General features: G+C 56.9%; 12 protein-coding genes and 1 pseudogene. 7 read left to right on the forward strand and 6 right to left on the reverse strand.

Going from position 1 to position 18,451, the window contains the following annotated elements; all coding sequences use genetic code 11:
- Window positions 1-225 precede the first annotated feature (225 nt).
- The 5 genes from NYE74_RS27360 to NYE74_RS27380 form a co-directional block, all read right to left on the reverse strand.
- A complete protein-coding gene (locus tag NYE74_RS27360; RefSeq protein ID WP_115311248.1) occupies window positions 226-1,128 on the reverse strand; it encodes a transposase in 903 nt (300 codons plus the stop codon).
- Between the two features lie 582 nt (window positions 1,129-1,710).
- A complete protein-coding gene (locus tag NYE74_RS27365) occupies window positions 1,711-2,691 on the reverse strand; it encodes a polyprenyl synthetase family protein (RefSeq protein ID WP_036626347.1) in 981 nt (326 codons plus the stop codon).
- 66 nt (window positions 2,692-2,757) lie between these two features.
- Window positions 2,758-3,210, reverse strand: coding sequence for a hypothetical protein (locus NYE74_RS27370; RefSeq protein ID WP_036626345.1), 453 nt, complete (start codon window positions 3,208-3,210; stop codon window positions 2,758-2,760).
- A 155-nt stretch (window positions 3,211-3,365) separates the two neighbouring features.
- Window positions 3,366-5,246 carry an FAD-dependent oxidoreductase gene (locus NYE74_RS27375; protein ID WP_036626342.1) on the reverse strand — a complete coding sequence of 627 codons (1,881 nt, stop codon included), beginning with the start codon at window positions 5,244-5,246 and terminating at the stop codon, window positions 3,366-3,368.
- Window positions 5,247-5,278: 32 nt separating this feature from the next.
- A complete protein-coding gene (locus tag NYE74_RS27380; protein ID WP_036626339.1) occupies window positions 5,279-6,190 on the reverse strand; it encodes a hypothetical protein in 912 nt (303 codons plus the stop codon).
- Between the two features lie 458 nt (window positions 6,191-6,648).
- Between NYE74_RS27380 and NYE74_RS27385 the strand changes: the two genes are divergently transcribed.
- From NYE74_RS27385 to NYE74_RS27415, 7 genes and pseudogenes are all read left to right on the forward strand, one after another.
- Window positions 6,649-8,154 (forward strand): HD-GYP domain-containing protein, encoded by a 1,506-nt coding sequence (locus NYE74_RS27385; protein ID WP_124333595.1) that lies wholly within the window; start codon window positions 6,649-6,651, stop codon window positions 8,152-8,154.
- Window positions 8,155-8,194: 40 nt separating this feature from the next.
- Window positions 8,195-9,631: an ATP-binding protein gene (locus tag NYE74_RS27390; RefSeq protein ID WP_445323425.1), complete on the forward strand. Its 1,437-nt coding sequence runs from the start codon at window positions 8,195-8,197 to the stop codon at window positions 9,629-9,631.
- Window positions 9,632-9,726: 95 nt separating this feature from the next.
- The gene (locus NYE74_RS27395; protein WP_036626334.1) at window positions 9,727-10,104 is read left to right on the forward strand and encodes a RidA family protein; all 378 of its coding nucleotides are present in this window, start codon (window positions 9,727-9,729) and stop codon (window positions 10,102-10,104) included.
- Window positions 10,105-10,277: 173 nt separating this feature from the next.
- Window positions 10,278-13,421 carry a DEAD/DEAH box helicase gene (locus NYE74_RS27400; protein WP_341005347.1) on the forward strand — a complete coding sequence of 1,048 codons (3,144 nt, stop codon included), beginning with the start codon at window positions 10,278-10,280 and terminating at the stop codon, window positions 13,419-13,421.
- Window positions 13,418-14,446: a hypothetical protein gene (locus tag NYE74_RS27405; protein WP_341005348.1), complete on the forward strand. Its 1,029-nt coding sequence runs from the start codon at window positions 13,418-13,420 to the stop codon at window positions 14,444-14,446. Before NYE74_RS27400 ends, NYE74_RS27405 begins: the two co-directional genes overlap by 4 nt.
- Window positions 14,447-15,203: 757 nt before the next feature.
- Window positions 15,204-15,870 (forward strand): annotated as a pseudogene (locus NYE74_RS27410) (TetR/AcrR family transcriptional regulator).
- Between the two features lie 27 nt (window positions 15,871-15,897).
- Window positions 15,898-16,266, forward strand: coding sequence for a DUF4180 domain-containing protein (locus NYE74_RS27415; RefSeq protein WP_036626331.1), 369 nt, complete (start codon window positions 15,898-15,900; stop codon window positions 16,264-16,266).
- A 208-nt stretch (window positions 16,267-16,474) separates the two neighbouring features.
- Here NYE74_RS27415 and NYE74_RS27420 read toward each other — a convergent pair whose 3' ends face one another.
- Window positions 16,475-17,872: a transposase gene (locus tag NYE74_RS27420; RefSeq protein WP_155621591.1), complete on the reverse strand. Its 1,398-nt coding sequence runs from the start codon at window positions 17,870-17,872 to the stop codon at window positions 16,475-16,477.
- Between the last annotated feature and the right edge of the window lie 579 nt (window positions 17,873-18,451).

An 18,451-nucleotide genomic window follows, 5' to 3' on the forward strand; every position in this document is an offset into this window, starting at 1 on the left:
TAATTTAGACGGGCTTAGGGGAAGGAATCAGGTTTAGGGAAGGTGAAACAGCCTAGACAATAGAGCAAGACAGGAGATCAAGGATAAGACGCGAAGGAAACGAAAAGACCGTGATTTTGCTGTAGCCTAAACCCTTCCGTCTGCAGCAACGCCCGTACTGTTCATGCTAATCCCACCCATTAAATTGATCTACAACAAGTAACCCCTACCGTTCCAGCGTCACGATCAGGCCGCAACCGCAAGGGGCTGGTTCGGTTGGCGCGCGATCAGCCGGCGGTAAGGGATCGCCGGAATCGCCACACACATGCGCAGCAACTTCTGCCGCATCGTTTCTTCCGCTTTGGGCAGGCGCAGCCGGCGGCGTACGGTGTACTCGTTCAGATACGCCTGCAGATGCTTCAGTCCCAAGGCTCCATACGTACTCTTCAGCGATTCCCACGCCTCTCTCACCACTCTCCGCAAGGGCGCATACAGCCGAAAGGCCTGAGGGAACGACTGCACCGCCGATGTACGGACATCCACATGCCCATTGATGAACGCGGTTAGATCGTGACGGTCTGCCCTTTTTTCGCCTCCCCGCTTATGCGGCACCAGGCGGATTTTGACCTGTTCCGGCTCGCCCGACTCCGTGACCGTGCAGCCGGCTACGACCGCCGAGGCATACGGATGCGAAAGCTGACACCTGGACGGATTACGCCCATACTGATCGCTGTTCACCTTCACGTCTCCGGAAAGCAGCTCCCGGGCATCGAACTCCCCCACGGCATGGCGTATTTTGTGCAGCATTGACCAAGCGGTCTTGTAGGTGACCCGGACCACCTTACTCAGCCGCAGCGCCGAGATGCCTCCCTCAAGCAGGAATAAATCCAGGGCCTCGAACCACTTGAGCAAGGGCAAATGCGTTCCTTCAAAAATCGTGCCGACCAAAGGCGACGTTTGATGCTTGCACTTTCCGCACTCGAATAAGGGGATATGCCGGGAAGTCAGACGGCTGCACCGGGTGTGAGCGCAGCGCGGGCAGACAAAGCCGCTTGGCCACTTCATCGCGATCAGCGCCTCCATACAGTCCTGCTCGCTGTTAAAACGGCTGCTGAATGGCTGAAGTTCCGTTCCCGCATTGATCTCCATGTTTACTCGCCCCCGAATTAAGAATATACGAACATAAGTTCCGTTTATTTCATTATACCAAACATGCGTTCCCTTATCAAGCCGAAAATCTCACCTGAACCGCCTCATTTTTTCCTAATCTTTTTTTGTTTTTTCTTCTCTTTTTTTGGAACCCATGATTTGCTTTAGCCCCACCCTTTGTTCCCTGAACGAAAGGAATAATCGTGCAAAGGCAGGCAGCAGGCAACAGGCAACAGGCAGGAACATCAAGACACGAACCCTTTAAACAGTCTCTTTAGACAACCCCTCACCTGGTGTCGATTTGTGACACGGCTCGAAACGGCTACGGTGCAAAAGGTAGATACACTGACCCCGCCGGATCGTGGCGCCTCTACATCGTTGACGCTAGAGCCGAAGTACTCAGTGCTTCGACTCTGAAAAAAGGGGAAGGGTTCTCGGAGTAGAACCGAAGAGGGAATAGATAAGGACACGACTTTAACGGAGGGTGCCCCCCATACAACATTCCCTCAAGTCGATCCAAAGTCGAAGTTAGAGTCATTAAAAGGGGCTGTCAGGCGGTTTTCTTAACCAGCCGCCTCGCACCTATTGATCCCGGCCGCCAAAATAGTCGAGCAAGGCCTGAAGATCGCGATGCGCCGGGTAGCGGGCCAGGCGGCCGATGATTTCCTGCGCCTCGTCTAAGTAGCGGCTGCTTAGGCGTTCGGTTTGCTCCAGCGCGCCGCTCGCCTGGATGGCCGCGACGACAGCTTCGACTTCGGCGGCTGGGCTTGCCGCCGTGATCGCCCGGATGCGGGGGGCGAGCCGTTCGTCCTGCAGCGCAAACAGCACGGGCAAGGTGATCTGGCCGCTGCGCAGGTCGCTGCCGGCCGGCTTGCCGAGCTGCTCCGCCGATTGGGTGAAATCGAGCACATCGTCGCGGATTTGAAACGACATGCCGAGCTTCTCCCCAAAGGCGTACAGCAGCTCGGCCGTTTCCGCGTCCGCCCCGGATGCCTGGGCACCGGTCTGCAAGCAGGTGGCCATTAGCTGCGCGGTTTTGTTTTTCGACTTTTCCAAATACTGCTCGATCGTCACGCTGTAATCGTAAAGATGAGCCAACTGCTGATATTCGCCCAGGCATAACTGCGTCGTAACCAGGGAAGACAAATTGTACGCGTATTTGTCCCGGTCCGCCGAGTAAACGGAGATCAGCTCGATTACCCTGGCCGACATGTAGTTGCCCACATGCAGCGCGCCGCTCACGCCCAGCTTTATATGCATCGCCTTCTGCCCGCGGCGGACCGGGGAATCGTCGATGATGTCGTCGTGAATCAGGGAGGCGGCGTGGATAAACTCGGCGGCCGCGGCCAAACGCCAAATTTTTTGCTCATCCGGGGCGGGGCCGAAGCGGCTGCCGACGATGACCATCAGCGGGCGGACACGCTTGCCGCCGGAGCGGATAAGTTCGATGATGCTTTTGGCAAGCTGCGAGGCGCGGGGAACGTCCCGGTCAAATTTGACCATATTTTCGATTTCCCGGTCTACCGCTTTTAAAGAAATGTCAAGCGCCTCATGAAGTTTCATGGAAAGCCCCTCCTTGTTGTCGTTTCCCGTGAACTCGTATTCTCAAGGCTAAACCGCAATGTCAATCTAAATCGCCCGGCCGGTCGTGGTCCGGTTCAAATCCAGCTGCAGGAACAGTTCCCAGCCCTTAAGCAGCCGTTCGTCTTCGGCGCGTCCTTCCGCGCGTTTGATTTGAATTTGTTTGATAATGGGGGCCAGATGGGACAGGAGATCGTATTCCTCCCACTTGAGGCATAAACCTACGTAAAAACTGTATAGATAGTCGCCGTCCAGCACCAAACGGGTCAACTCTTCGCCCGCAGCCGCATGATCGCACCGGCTGTGGCGCTGAAGGGCGAGCTTGATTGCGATGTAAATGGTCAACAAACGGCGCTGGCGCACCCTAGGTATATCGTATTGTTCCAGGAGGTTCGCCAACGGTTCGACTTCTTCTGCCGTTATATCGGGATGAATGCCGGCCTCGGGCGATAATTCGCCTTGCAATAAACGACAAGCGTCTTGGAAGAGTATAGGTTTCATAAGGACACACTCCTTGGTATGCGGTAAGCTTGCAGGGAACAAGGGCCACTGACTCGGCAATAATAGAAAAAGGGGAGTAATGCGCGGCTTATGCGCCCATTACTCCGGATTATTCGTCAAGGGGGTGAATTGCTGGTTGTCACTTGCTATGGTTGCTATTCGGTGTACAAATACCATCTTCGTACCAGCGGGATTTTCTTCCACTGTTTCTTGAGCCAAGGCAGAACGTAGTAATCCAGGCCAAACGCGCTGCCCGAACCGCCGATTAGGGCGACGCCGGCCGTCATGTACCACAGCATTTCCGCGGAAGCCATGCTGGAGGACCAGATCATGACGCCGAGGGCGACGGTGGCCGCCGAAGCGATCGCGGTGAAGAGGCCTACGATAATCATGACGCCAAGCGCGATTTCCATGAATACCATGAAGAACTGGAACACGGTGGCCAGCGCCGTATATCCGCCGTCGGAAGTATAGAAGAACACGTCCATAAACCAGCTGACGATGGATTTGATAAATCCCGGCACAGGCAGCGCCGTGACCGCGGTCGAAGCGCTCTCTACGGCCGATGCCGCAGCTTGGGCGTCAACCGTTTCCGTAACTTTGCCGGCGGCTTCGCTGGCCGCGGATACGACGTCGCTGGCCTGCGGTGGAGCCGGAATCAGGAAGATTTTCGAAGGTTCCTTCATAATTTTCGGCAGCTTGTCGAGACCTTCTTCCAGCCATTTGTAGCCGACGAAAAGGCGCAGCGGCAGCAGCCAGAAGTTCGGCGAACGTTTGGCGAAATGGCCGCCGACGAAACTTCTGCGGTTGTTCACATGGAAAAATTCATGCATCATATAAGTCCAGACTTTCGCAAAGCCGGCCACGGTGAACAGATAATACATATTGATCATGTGCTTGCTGAGCATGGCCATAAAGCCGCTTAACATAAACATTTTATTCGGCAGGCCGACATTCGCCACACCGTAGCGGCTGCCGATGCACACCATCGTCCCGTGGAATCCCGGCTTATAGGACTTCTTCGGTTTGCCGTGGACGTCCGCGTAAATGTTATGCGCAATCAGCGGGCCGGCCTGCTCGGCGTTTTCCACCATTTGCGGCACCGGACGGGTTTCTCCCTCCGGAATGTAAAAAATGTTGTCGCCGACGACGTACACATCTTCGTGATCGATGCTTTGCAGCTTGTCATTGGTGACGATCCGCTTGCGGCCTTCCTGCTTCACGTCGAGCTTGCCGACGAGTTCGGAGCCTTCGACGCCGGCCGTCCACACGATTGTGTCGGCTTCCAGCTCGCCGCGGTCTCCGAGCTGTACGCTGGCTGGCGTTACGCCGGTGATTTTCGCGCTCGTGATGATCTCCACGTTCATTTTATGAAGGCGTTTGGCCGCTTTCTGAATGAGCTTGTCGGGCAGGATCGGCAAAATCTTCGGCGCCATATCCGCCACGACAAGCCGGACTTCGCCCGCGTCGATGTAAAATTCCTTGCACAGCTCGTCGCGGAATTCCGCCAGTTCGCCGACCAGCTCGACCCCGGTAAACCCGGCCCCGACAACGACGAAGGTAAGCATCTTCCGCCGTTTGACCGGATCGGTCACTTTGGCCGCTTCGCTGAACATGCGGCGAACTTGCTCTTTAAGCCGCACGGCATCCTCGTAGGACCACAAGGTCAAGGCATGCTCCTCGGCGCCCGGAATTCCGAAAAACGTCGGTTTACAGCCGGTGCCGATCACGAGGTAATCGTAGCTGTACGTATTTTTCGCCGAACGCAGCTTCTTGGCGCCAAAATCGATGTTGTCGATGGAATCGAGCACCACGTCCACCTTTTGCCCGGCAAAAATCTTCTTGAGCTCGATTTTGACCGAGTCCTCCGGAGCCCGGTTGGCCGCGACCTCATGCAATTCGGTCAGCAGCGTGTGATAGGGGTTTCGGTCGATGAGCTGGATTTGCACGTCCTTGTCTTTCTTGAACAGTTTGGCCAGATGCTTGGAAGTGACGACACCGCCGTAACCGCCGCCCAAAACGACTATCTTTTTCAAGAGGTTCACCTTCTCGTATAGGTTGGTTGTAGTTATTTCGCTTGTTCAAGTGCCTTGGCAACCAGATCGAAATAGGATTTCAAGCTGATCGATACGCCGGAAATCGCGTCGGTTTTGCCTTCTTCATTAAAAGTAAGGGAAGCCGGGTCCTGTTTTTCCACGAGATACGCTTCCGCTTTGGCGGCTTCTTCGTGCCATTCCGCTTGGGCGCCGCCGGCTTTCATGCCGTATTTGCCGTCGATCGAGTTTTGTTTCTTGTCTTCGCCTTTGTCGTTGACGCCGCTGAAGTTGACTTTAATGATTTTGCCTGCGGCCACCACGACGTCCGCGGTTTCCTTCCAGCCGGAATGCGGATCGAACGCGTCGCCTTCGGCGTGGTAGGTGCCGTCTTTGTAGATGCCCGGTTCCACCGGTCCGGCGGCGAGCGCTTTATCCGCGAGGTTAAAGAAGTCGCTCACATGAATGGAAACGCCGGAAATCGCGTCGGTTTTGCCTTCATCGTTCAAAGCGGCCGCTTTGGGATCCTGTTTTTCGAGCAGGAATTGCTCCGCCTTTTCGGCTTGTTCATGCCATTCGGAGGAAGCGCCGCCGGCTTTCATGCCGTATTTGCCTTCTTTGGAATAAGTCGCTTTGTCGACCGGAGCCTTTTCGCTGATCGCGTTCCATTTCGCGTCGGTGATTTTGCCGCCGGACACGGTCAAAGTCACGTACGATTGCCAGCCGGAGTCCGGATCGACCTCGCCGATCGCGTAATAGACGCCATCCTGATGTTGGCCTTGTTCGGACGAAGCCGCGGAGCCGTTGCCGTTTGCGCCGTTTTCCGCCGTTGCCGGGGCGGTGTCCGCAGGTTTCGCACTGCCGTTCCCCGCCGGGGCGCCGGAGCCGCAGCCTGCCAACAGCCCTAGTACAAGAGCGCTGCTGAGTAAGAGTGATGCTTTTTTCATGATAGAACCCTCCATTTAAAAGATGTTATATATTAAAATGTGAAGACATTTTAATAACGAATAGGGTTGGAAGCCCGCCGGATAGCCGATCGGACTAGGCCTAAAGGAGTCTTATAACCTTTGTTCGAAGGCATTTTAGCATATAAAAAAATAGGTTAATGTGAAAAAAATCACGTACATTGTGACATAAAATAACCTTGCAAAATGGCGTATGTGCCATCATGCAAGGCTTCGCAGGTTTAAGAGCAATTTTCAATAATTTGAAATATTTATTTTTAAATTGCCAAAGTGACGTTTGATCCGTTCGTGCGTTTGGGGTCCTAGAATATACAGATACAAAAAGAAAGGAGTTTTAAACAAAAAGTTCCAGATAATATCTGAAATGCGGTCCGGTTCATGCCGATAATACAGGAAGCGGGCGTTACCCGACAATTTGCGAATGGAAGGCGGAACACGCCGTGACGGTATACAGAACTTTTATTCGTCGTCTCATGCTTAATTATGCGGCCGGCTCCTTTCTGGCGGGCATTGCGATTGCGAGCTTGATTTTCGCTGCGCCGCTGGATGTTTCCCGGGAAGAGTACATCTGGCTTGCAGGAGTGCTTTGCGTATCGGTCTGCGTCATGCTCCTGCTGGAAGGCGCCGTCTTTTATCTGCAGCTTAAACCGGTCAGAAGCGCCTTTCTCGAGGAGATCGGAAGCTTTCAGGTTCTGCAAAACGTATATATCAGAGTGCACCGGATGCCTTCCCTGGCCGTAAAACGCATTCTCGGGCCGCATCTGCTCGGCCTGGTCGTGCCCGGGGCTGTGTTGTCGCTGGAGCTTGCGGCCGCCGGCCGGATCACGATTCCTTCCTATTATGTGCTGCTCGCCTCCCTGGGCTGCGTTCTCGTCTGCGGCATGCACGCATTGATCGAGTTTTATTTGACCTCCTATGCGGTGCGCCCGGTTTTGAAGGAGCTTAGCGCCTGGAGCCGCAAATTGTTCGGCAGGGAATTGACGCTGGGCGGAAGGGTATTTGTTCCCGTATCGCGAAAGTTAAAATGGAGCTTTTTTCTGATCGGCGCCTCCCCGCTGCTGCTGTACAATCTCTCCGTCCAGTTCCGGCTTCAGGACTGGGGGTACGGCGCTTACGCATACTGGCAGTGGGCGGGATATATCCTGGCGGTCGGCCTTGGCTTCGCCTTCATTGGCTCCAGGCTGATGGCCCGGGAAATCATGCTGCCGATCCAGCATCTGTATGAGCGCATGGCCGAAGTAAAAACGGGGGATCTCCGCTCGGAGGCCGCGGATTTGTATTCCGATGAGTTTTCCCGGCTCGTGTCCGGGTTTAATCATATGCTGCGGGGGCTTAGGTCCGAGGCGGCGCGCAACAGCCAGCTGGTCGACAGCTATTTTGCCACCTTGGCCGCCGCTTTGGACGCCCGCGATCCGTATACGGCCGGGCACTCCTTGCGGGTGGCCGAATACGCGGTGAAAATCGGCCGGCTGGCCGAATTGCCGGAGGAGCGCATCGACGAGCTGCGCAAGGCGGCGCTTCTGCACGACATCGGCAAAATCGGCATCCGCGACGCCGTGCTGCTGAAGGAGGGCCGGCTGACGGATGAAGAATGGGAGCAGATCAAACAGCACCCGGTGCTTGGCGAAGCCATTCTGAAGCAGATCGAGCCGGCGGATGCCATGGCTCCTTTTTTGCCTGGGGTAAGATCGCATCACGAGCGGTATGACGGCAAGGGCTATCCGGACGGGCTTGCCGGGGAAGATATCCCGCTGTTTGGGCGGATTATCGCGGTGGCGGACGCTTTTGATGCGATGACCTCGGACCGCCCTTACCGCAAAGGTTTGGAGCCCAACCAGGCGCTCGAGATCCTCGAGCAGGGCCGGGGAAGCCAGTGGGATCCGCATTATGCCGAGCTGTTTGTAAATGCTTGCCGGAGAGGAATGGAGAAGGTCAATCCCGGGTAATCGCTTATACATACATTGAACCGACGGGGGTGGGAAGCCTGTGAGCCTGGGGAACACGCTTCTGATCAATTTGGGAATGCTGATTGCAGTCGCTTATGTGACCAATGTGATGCACAAATATGTATTCAGGAATCTTTCGCCGCGCTTCAAGTACATTCTGTCCGTTCTGGTGATGATTTTGGCGGGCTGGATTTGCATCAAATTCGGATTCTCGCTGGATGACCGGATCATTTTCGACCTCAGGATCGTTCCGTTGATCATTGCGACGCTGGTTTATCCGCACCCGCTTACCCTGCTGACGATCGGGCTCGGGATCGGCTTGGTGCGCTTATCGTTTGGCGTAAGCGACGCCGCGCTCTTCGGGTTTGTGAACTTGACGGCGCTCGGAGCGGTTTGCGCCGGCCTGCGAGTTTGGTTTAACCGCGCCAAGCAAAGCTTTGCCTTTATGGGGATTGTCACGATCCTGGCCGTTAACGGCATAAATTGTTTGAACACTATTCTTTTCGGGGTTACCCCTATACATACCTATCTGTTTAAAATTATGCCGATCATGCTCCCGCTCGCCGTGCTCTTTAGTTTTGTATTTGCCTTGATTCTCCGCGATTTTCAGATGGGACATCGGCAAAATTTGGAGTTGAAGCACGCCAACGAGCTGCTGCGAAAGCAGACGGACGAACTGCATAAAGCGAAAATCGGGCTGGAGGACCGGGCCAAGCAGCTGACGCTCGCCAACGGCTATAAATCTGAATTTTTAGCGACGATGTCGCATGAGCTGCGGACGCCGCTGAACAGCATTATCAATCTGGCGCAAATCATCGCCGAAAGCGAGGACGTCGGGGACGAACTGCCGGAGTATGGACGAATCATCTACAAATCGGGCCATGACCTGCTGCAAATTATCAACGACATCCTCGACTTGTCCAAAGTGGAGGCAGGACGGCTCGAAATCATGGACGAGGAAGTGGTGCTGACGGAAGTGGCGGACTGGATGCGGGTTCATTTTGAACTTATTGCCTCGCAGAAAAAGCTGGAGTATGAGGTGCGGGTGGAAGAAGGGCTGCCGGAAACGATCGTTTCCGATCCTCACCGGATCGCGCAAATTTTGCGGAACCTGCTCTCCAACGCTTTTAAGTTTACGCATCAAGGAAAAGTGACGCTCAACATCCGGCGGGCCGCGCTGGGCGAAGTCCCGCAAGGGGAATGGCTCGTGTTTGCCGTAGCCGATACCGGGATCGGCGTTCCGAAGGATAAGCAATCGGCCGTGTTCGAATCGTTCCGGCAGGCGGACGGATCGATCAGCCGCAGATACGGCGGTACGGGGCTCGGCCTGCCGATCAGCAGCAACCTGGCCCGCCTGCTCGGAGGATTTCTGCGCATGAAGAGCGCCGAAGGGGAAGGCAGCGTGTTCGCCCTTTATCTGCCCCTGCAGCCGGCGGAGACACAAAGAATGGAGACAAGTCTTGCCCAAGGCAGATGAACATCGCTACAATAGATGAAAGTATAGAAGTTGAATTATTGATTGTGCGGATAGATGCAAACGGGTAATTCAACTTGAGAAAGGGATGGATATAAATGGACAAACAAGCGATTTCAACAACTTCTGCCCCTGGGGCGATCGGGCCGTATTCGCAAGGGGTCGGGCTGGGCGATCTGGTCTTTACTTCGGGCCAGCTGGGCCTTGTGCCGGAAACCGGACAATTCGCGGAAGGCGTCCAGGCGCAGACCGCGCAGGCGCTGCGCAACGTCAAAGCTGTGCTGGAAGCGGCCGGCAGCGGGCTGGACAAAGTCGTGAAAACGACCGTGTTCCTGAAAGATATGAACGATTTTGCCCAAGTAAACGAGGTATACGGATCGTTTTTCGCCGAACCGTATCCGGCGCGCAGCGCCGTCGAGGTGGCCCGCTTGCCCAAGGACGGTCTCGTCGAAATCGAAGTCATCGCCGTAAAATAAAACAGCAAGCCGAGGGAGCCCGGGCATATGCGGGTTCGTATCCGCCTTGCCTGAAGCCGCCGGAGGAGAAGCGAATCTCCTTATGGCGGCTTCAGGTTTTATATAACCCGGTTTTCGTATAAGATGGTAGTAGAAAAAATTGGCTGGAAACAGGAAATCGACGGGAGACCATCATGAATCAACGTCTATATGGAATATGGCTGGGGGACGTTCTGTTCTGCTTCTCCGGTGAAATATCTGAAGCTAAGGTGGATGCATGGACCTCGGTGATGAGGCGCGTGGAGCCAGAGCCGGGCGTCCGCCCGTTCGGGCATGCCGCGCTGCGCCTGGCGGAGGTCCGCTTTCCGGTTTCCTCCGTCCGCAAATCGTTTAAGTCCGGAGATCGTAAAAGCCTGATCGGCCGCACGCTTGAAGGTCTGGCGCTGCCCGTCCCGGAGGCCTGGAGGCTTCTGCTGGGCTGGGAGAAGACCGACTGGGAAGGGCAGGGGATCAAGCCCGGGGCGGAGATGGGTTATTGGAGCAAGGTGGCGCAGTTTGCGCTGGAACTGCTATGGCGGGGACGGATCGCGCCCGGAAGCAGGCCGGTGCCGGCCGCCGGCCGGCGCCGCGGCGCCCAGGCCCAGCTGCGTCCGGCCTGGGGGCCGCTGCTGACGGCGGAGCGGGATGCGAAGCGGTTCCGCCAGCTGGCCGGTTCCATGCCTCCCGTCTGCCTGGCCGCGGTGCAAACCGGCGCCGCCGAAGAAGACGGTCCGCTCCTCGACCGGCAAATGTCGGTGCTGCATTCTTTTCTGATGGCGATGATCGATCATGAGACCAGGGCCGCGGCCGGGGAGCTTGGCCGGAAACTGAATCCGAGCCGCGCGGATTACCGCAGGGGCTATTCGCCGCTGGCCGAGCTGTGGTGGAACGGGCTGCTCAGCGGCGGACAACCTGCGGACGTTCAGGGAAGCGCGGCGGAGCTGGAGCAGTTGACGGAGGAGATCGCCGAGGCCGGAGGCGGCCGGCCAAAGTCCCCCGAGCGGGAAGCCGGCGCGCCGGAGACGGGGAGCTTCCGCTTGTGCCTGCGCATCGAACCGGCGGGGGAATACGGGCAAGGGACGGAAGACGGGGAGCCGGACCATCCGCAGTGGCGGCTGACGTTTTGGGCCGAAGGGGCCGAGGATGCCGAAGTTCTTCTGCCGCTGCGGCTCATTTGGAGTTATCCGCAGCGGGATATGGAGATTCGCGGCCGGCTCTACCGGAATGTTCAGGAGCATGTGCTGCTGCGGCTGGCCAAAGCGGCGGAGGCGTCCCCGGAGATCGCCGCCGCGCTTGAGGGGCCGCGCCCGGAAGGCTTGCTGCTGGCGCCGGAGCAGGTGTTTTCATTCCTTAGCAAATCGGTGTCAACCCTTCGTAAAACCGGGGTCACGGTGCAGATGCCCTCGCGCTGGACCCGGGAAGGCCGCCGTACTTCCGGCGTCCGCCTCGAAGCCCGGGGCTGGGCGGGTATGCCGGGGGACGGCGCGCAGGAAAAGCCCCGGATGGGCGTTGAGCAGCTGGTCGCGTTTGAGGCGGCGGCGGTCCTGGACGGCCGGGAAATTTCGCGGGAAGAGCTGGCCGAGCTGGCTGCGGCGAAAACGCCGCTCGTTTTTTTTCGGGGTGAATGGATCGAGATCGATAACAAGGAAATCCGCCAGGTTCTGAAATTTATGAAACGCCATGAAAACGGCGCGCTGACGTTCCGCGAATTGATGCACCTTGCGAGCGGAGCCGGGGAAGCGCTGTTTGAGGGTGTGGAAGTCGAAGGCATCGAGACGGCGGGAATGCTGTCCATGCTCATCGAAGGGGGCTTGGCCCGCAGCGCCGGACACCTCCGGCCGGTCCCCCCCGGGCTTAACGGCACGCTGCGGCCGTATCAGGAGCGGGGCTACCAGTGGCTCGCCGCGATGCGGGAGCTGGGGTTCGGCGCCCTGCTTGCCGACGATATGGGGCTCGGCAAAACCGTGCAGGTTATCAGCGTATTGCTGGACAATGCCAGCCGAGGGGGCGGTCAATCGCTGATCGTTTGCCCGACGTCCCTGCTCGGGAACTGGCAGCGCGAATTAAGCCGGTTCGCCCCAAAGCTCAGATTGTACGTCCACCACGGCAGCGGCCGCTGCCACGGGGAGCGGTTCGTCGCGGCGTGCCGCGGCTGCGACGTGATCCTGACCACCTATCAGCTTGCCGGCCGGGACGCCGGGGAGCTGCGGGCGCTGGAGTGGGGCACGGTGGTGCTGGATGAAGCCCAGTACATCAAAAATTTCGGCACCAAGCAGGCCCAAAGCGTAATGAAGCTGAGCGCCGTCCATCGGATCGCCATGACCGGAACACCGGTGGAAAACCGGCTCAGCGAATTGTGGTCGATCTTTCATTTCCTCAATCCCGGTTATTTGGGTTCCCATGCGTCTTTTCGCGCGCGTTACCAGGCCGGCGCCGGCGAACAGACCGGCGAGCTGCAGAAGCTGCGCCGATTGGTCGCGCCGTTTATGCTGCGCCGCCTGAAAAGCGATCCGGATATCCGCAAGGATCTGCCGGAAAAAATCGAGCTGAAATCTTATTGCCCGCTTTCGGCGGAGCAAGTCCGTTTATATCGCTCGGTCACGGAGGAACTGATGGCGAACATCGGCAGGCGGGACGGTATCGCCCGAAAGGGGCTGGTGCTGTCGTCGCTGACCCGGCTGAAGCAAATTTGCGATCATCCCGACCTGGTTGCGGAAAGAGCCCGCGCCGGCAACCCGGCCCTGCGGTCCGGCAAATTGGAGCGGCTCGGCGACCTGCTGGACATCATTACGGACAGCGGGGAAGCGGCGCTGATTTTTACCCAATATGTGCGGATGGGCGAGCTGCTGCAGGAGATTTTGGCCGACCGTTACGGGGAACGGCCGTTTTTCCTGCACGGCGGCGTGGCGAAAGCGGATCGGGACCGGATGGTGCGCCTGTTTCAGGAGGGCGGCGGCTCGCCGCTGTTCGTGCTGTCGCTGAAAGCCGGCGGCGTGGGGCTGAATCTGACGCGGGCGAACCATGTCGTCCACTATGACCGCTGGTGGAATCCGGCGGTGGAGAACCAGGCCACGGACCGGGTGTTCCGGATCGGGCAGGAGAAAAACGTCGAAGTGCATAAGCTGATTTGCCAGGGGACGCTGGAGGAACGGATCGATGAGTTGATCGAGCGGAAAAAAGCGCTGTCGGAGCAGGTCGTCGGCTCCGGCGAGCAGTGGCTGACGGAAATGAGCGACGACGAGCTGCGCAGCCTGATTGCGCTGCAGACGGACGGCATCCTGGAAGGAGGGATCGGATGAGCCGCGCGGGATCTTTAGCGGAGGGGAGGGGATGCTCCCTGAGCCTTACGGCAGACGGGCTGGTCTGCCAAATCGATGGGAAGCATGCGGTGACGCTGCCCTTGGCTCCGGCGGCGGAGCGGGAGCGGGCGGGCCGCGCCCTGCTGCGGCGGCTGCAGGAGCGGCCGCGCGAGCTTGCCGCGCTGCTGGAGCGCGGGGCCGCCGGAATCGCGGCGCTGCTGCCGGAGCGCCCGCCCTGGCGCGAAGCCGCGGGGCGGGATGGCGGCGGTGGCAGCTATGGCGACAGCGACGGCGGAAGTAGCGGAGGCAGCGACGGCAGTGATAGCAGCAGTAGCGGTGATGGCGGCTATAGTGGCGGTAACAGCGGTGAAAGCGGTAGCGATGGCAGCAACGAAAGCGGTAGCGATGGTGGCAGCGGAGGCAGCAGCAGCGGCAAAGGCGGAGGCAGTAGCGATGGCAGCAGCAACAGCGGCGGAGGCGATGGCAGCAGCAACAGCGGCGGAGGCGATGGCAGCAGCGGCGTGCGCTGCGCCTGCGGCGTGCCCGGCTGCGCTCGGGCGGCCGAGGCCGTCGCCGCCGCCGAGGCGGCCTGGGCGCGCAACGCCGTGCTGCGCCTGAAGGCGCTCGGCTGGACGACCGAGACGCTGGCCGCCGCCGTGTGGGACGCCTGGGCGGCCGCCGCGCCGCTGCCGGACCCCGAGGCGGCGCTGCGCCGGGCCGCCGGGCCGCGCGAAGGCGAGCGCCGGGCGTCCGGGCCGGGCGGCGGCGCGGCCCTGGCCGAGTGGCTCGCCGAAGCGGCGGAGCAGGGCCGGCTGCACGAGCCGGGGCCGGAGTTCCACGACATCGGCGTGGAACTGGGCCGCCCGGACGCGGCCGGCGAGCCGCCAGGTGGCCCGGACCTGGCGCCGTGGGCGGCGCTGCTGCCCGGCGTGCCCGGCGCGGCCCAGGGGCTGGCGCTCGTCGCCGCCCAGGTGCGGCAGCGGGCCGAGCGGCTCGCCGCACCGCTGCGCGGCAGGCCGCGCTGATGCGCCGCCCGGCCTACACTGACGGGCCCGCCCGCAGCGAGCACTGACGTGCCACCCGCGCCCAGCCAGTGAAAAGTAGCCGGTACCGCCGCGGTAAAGTGCATCGCTAACCGCGATGAAGCTGCGGCTGTTCAGTCCCCCCAGTTAAGGACAAAAATGTCCTTATTCCAGCAATATTCGTCTATTTGAGAGAAATAGAGGCGATTTATGGCGCTATTTTCTCGAATTCCCAGGAAATTACTGATTTCTTGACCATTCCTAGGAAAATAAGGACCAAAAATGTTGCTAATTAAGATGAACATGCCTGGCTGCGGATAATAAGTACATAAAGTGCCGTTATTTTGCAGGCCGACGGTTGGCAGTACTAGCAGTCGACAGTCGGCAATTCCAGCAGCCGGCAGTCAAGCGCCAATTTCCAGGTTGAGCCCATTTATGGTGCTATTTTTGCGACTGGGCTTAAAACGGAAGGGCATGCGCATAGGTGGTTTGGCTGCTTTTACACGCGCACTAGAAAACGGCGCCTACTGGCGTCCCCGGCCCGCAGGCGTCCACAGCCCGCAGGCGCCCTCCGTCCGCTGAAGAACCTTCAACAGGCGAACCGATCCGAATGGGTCGGTTTTTTATTAACTTGATAATGTTCTAAACAGGAGTGCTTCTTCGGCGGGGGGCATCACCATGAGAACTTGACAGCGGGGGGTAAACTAATTCATCTTTTATTTATTCCGACTAGTCAGTATAAAAAGAAACAGGTGAAAAGATGCCCAAATTAGGAATGGAGCCAAAGCGCCGCGCGGATGTCATCAATGCCACGCTGACCCGCATCAGCAAGCACGGAATGGATGGACTTACGCTGGATAAGGTTGCAGAGTACGCAAACTGCTCGAAGAGGTGTCACATACTACTATAAAAACAAGGATCATCTGACGATCGAAGCGTTTAAGGCGTTTCTGGCCTACTATGGCGTCAAAATCCAAGCGGAAATCGACAGCTCCATGAACGCCCATGAAATGTTGAACATTACATAAAAAAACATTTTGCCGCCGCTGCAGCCTCTTGATGAGGGGCAAAGGAAAATCAAGGTTTCGGCGATTGACGGGGTCGGTCAGATGCATATCCCCTATGACGATCAAGCCAGGCTGTTTGTGCAGTTTTTTTCGAAAGCGGCGATGGATCACCGACTGCAGGAAATTTTGTCGAAAAGCTAAACGGCTGACCTGCGGGGAATTGCCTGGATTTTTGAACGCGGTCATGAATCGGGGCATCTTTCAGCCCTAGCCCTGGATGCGGTCGGCGCTGCTTATGGGCTGCTTGCCATGGTTGTAGGTCTAAGCCTTTTTAGGGTCACTGAAATTCCGACTCCGAACGGTGAAGATAATCGCTTAATTTGTCATGATTATATTCAAAGGTTTATCGCTGAAAAATAAGAAAGTCCGAAAAGGAGGAGGATCGCTGTGCAAATCAAAAAGGTGGAAGCTAACGGACGCGATATCGCTGTCGTAAGCAGCAACGAAGTGGTTATACATGACGTTCAGTCGGCACTGGACCTTATGGCCACCGTACGATATGTAACTGGCTGCGACCGGATTGTGATGGATCAATCCCTGATAAATGAAAGCTTTTTTGACCTAAAAACCCGCTTGGCTGGCGAAATTGTCCAGAAGTTTGTTAATTATCAAGTGAAGTTTGCCATCGCGGGGGATTTTTCGAGGTATGCCAGTCAAAGCCTGCGCGATTTCATCTATGAATCCAACAGCGGAAACGATCTCTTTTTTATGCCGTCCGAACAGCAAGCGATTGAAAAGCTAAGCACGGCAAAATAAAGCGTTCTGATGCCGTCCGGGCACGAACGGCAGGATTGCCGAAAACGCCGGATGCAACAGAAGCGGGTATACATTTATTTAGAAAAAAGACGCGGCAAAATGACAAACCGGCCGAAATAGCTGCAAAAATGAGTCAATTTCATAATTCAATTCGAATATAGAGCTATAATTACCGAAAATAAAATGCTGCTTGTTTAAAAAAATACGGTTATGCTGCTTGAGGCAGGCGTTTATTCAACTTATCGAGTGCAAACTTGGTTAGGTTGTACGCAAGTATACTGAGTTGGAAGTCGACGTTGGCTCGGACACCGCGGTGACGTGTTCGTTTCAATCCATAGTAACCCTTGAGATAGGCAAAGACACGCTCGACAGCCGTTCGCTTTTTGTACAGTTCTTTAAACCCTTTGCTGCCTCTTGCCGGATAGGTGTGCTTACGCACGTCCGTTTCGATCCGAATTTTAAACACCTTTTGGCAGCCGGATTCCGCAAACGGACATTCCTTGCACTCGCTTGGACGGGTATACCGAAGTGTCTCATACTTGGGATCAAAGCTGTCGTACCGATAGGCGTGGCCTTCTTTGCAAACCGGACCATAATCAAGATTCATCCCTTCCGGCGGAGCCGTATGGTGGATGATATCAATGATCGGGTAAGCTTGGAGCGAACGAATCAACTCGTAAATGGGCGTGCTGTCGTAGCCTTTGTCCCCCAACCCATATTTCACCTTCAGCATGGGAAACTTAAGTGGAAGACCTTTGAGCAACAGTACAGCCATGCGTTGGTCGTTCAAATGAGCCGAGCTCAGTACCCCGCTGAGCACATACTGACTATCGGTATCCACTACGATGTTGGCTTTATAGCCATACCAGGTGGTGAGCTTGCCTTTCGAATTTTTCTTGGTGCAACGCGAAGCAGACCTGGGCATCGCTTCAAACAGCTCGTCGTAGGTGAAGGGCAACATGTTTTCTATTTTCTTTTCGAAAGGGGGCAGGCTCGCCTCGTATGCTTCCCGTTCTTTACGGCGGCGCTCCTTTTCTTCGGCCGAGCAATTTCCACGCCCGTAAACCGGCTTTGTCGGCTTCGTGGGTTCGGTCTCAGACACGGGGAGAACGGGCTCCATTTCGAGCTGTTGCACCGAAGATTCCTTCTTTTGCTTCTGTTTCCTTGCGGCTCGGCGTTTGGCAGCAGATTCTCCATATTGGCAGTCCCACGCTTCAACCGCCGAGGAATCGACGGCGATATGAGCTCCCGTTAAGAAACCCTCGGCATGAGCGGCTCTCACCAAACGGTCCAGCACCTGTTCGAGCAGACCCTTTTGCTGCAGCGCCAGATTCAGCCGAGAGTAGGTCGATTCGCTTGGTATACGGTCCGAGCCGGTGAACCGGCATTGGATGCGAAACTCCTCGCTGCTTTCCAGACGTTTTATGATGGAAGAGACGAATTCTATACCCTCCATCTTTGCGATGAGCAGCGAATATACCATGGCTGGATAATTTAATTCTTCCTTACGCCCGCGACGTTTTGGTTTGCTGAGTGCCTGCATGACTGGGGCAAGATCCAAATGCTCGAAGATTTGGCTGTACTTATCTTCGGGGCGCATTTCCATTAATTCCTCGAAGGAAAACAACTCCGTTTGGCGAATTGAATAGATAGGGATTACCTCCGTTTCTCTTTCTCGAGTTTGGTTTGGTCACTATTACTTCGAGATTTGGGGAGGTACTCCTTTTTCTATGCCCAAAAAATCCAGTTATATCAAGCGTTTTGAATTATGAAATTGACTCAAAATTACAGTTACTTTGGCCGGTAAAGGTTGGAGAATGCTTAATAGACGTAAAAAGTGCAGTTATTAATCGTTGTCTGGAAAGAGGGTAAAGTTTTTGGAGTAAATACTTGCGCTTTTTGCAATTATTTTGGAGAGAGCGGGCAGATCATCGAAAATAGTTGTACTTTTTGCGGTTATCCTCCGCTCCGCACAGAGCTGCGCCACCGGCTCGCCACGTCCGCACCCGGCGCACTCGCCTGCATCCGGCGCACCCGCCTGCACCTACCGCACTCGCCCGCCCCCGCCGCACCCGCCTGCACCTACCGCACTCGCCCGCCCCCGCCGCACTCACCTGCACCTACCGCACTCGCCTGCCTCCGCCGCATTCGCCTGCCCCCGGCGCACTCGCCGCCCCCGGCGCAT

The organism is Paenibacillus sp. FSL P4-0127, assembly GCF_038007325.1.
Taxonomy (GTDB): Bacteria; Bacillota; Bacilli; order Paenibacillales; family Paenibacillaceae; genus Fontibacillus; species Fontibacillus macerans.

What these genes read in the sequence shown, in the direction of transcription:
- NYE74_RS27360 (WP_115311248.1), bottom strand. Translation starts at nt 1,128, where the DNA reads ATGGAGATCAATGCGGGAACGGAACTTCAGCCATTCAGCAGCCGTTTT.
- NYE74_RS27365 (WP_036626347.1), bottom strand. Translation starts at nt 2,691, where the DNA reads ATGAAACTTCATGAGGCGCTTGACATTTCTTTAAAAGCGGTAGACCGG.
- NYE74_RS27370 (WP_036626345.1), bottom strand. Translation starts at nt 3,210, where the DNA reads ATGAAACCTATACTCTTCCAAGACGCTTGTCGTTTATTGCAAGGCGAA.
- NYE74_RS27380 (WP_036626339.1), bottom strand. Translation starts at nt 6,190, where the DNA reads ATGAAAAAAGCATCACTCTTACTCAGCAGCGCTCTTGTACTAGGGCTG.
- NYE74_RS27395 (WP_036626334.1), top strand. Translation starts at nt 9,727, where the DNA reads ATGGACAAACAAGCGATTTCAACAACTTCTGCCCCTGGGGCGATCGGG.
- NYE74_RS27400 (WP_341005347.1), top strand. Translation starts at nt 10,278, where the DNA reads ATGAATCAACGTCTATATGGAATATGGCTGGGGGACGTTCTGTTCTGC.
- NYE74_RS27405 (WP_341005348.1), top strand. Translation starts at nt 13,418, where the DNA reads ATGAGCCGCGCGGGATCTTTAGCGGAGGGGAGGGGATGCTCCCTGAGC.
- NYE74_RS27420 (WP_155621591.1), bottom strand. Translation starts at nt 17,872, where the DNA reads ATGGAAATGCGCCCCGAAGATAAGTACAGCCAAATCTTCGAGCATTTG.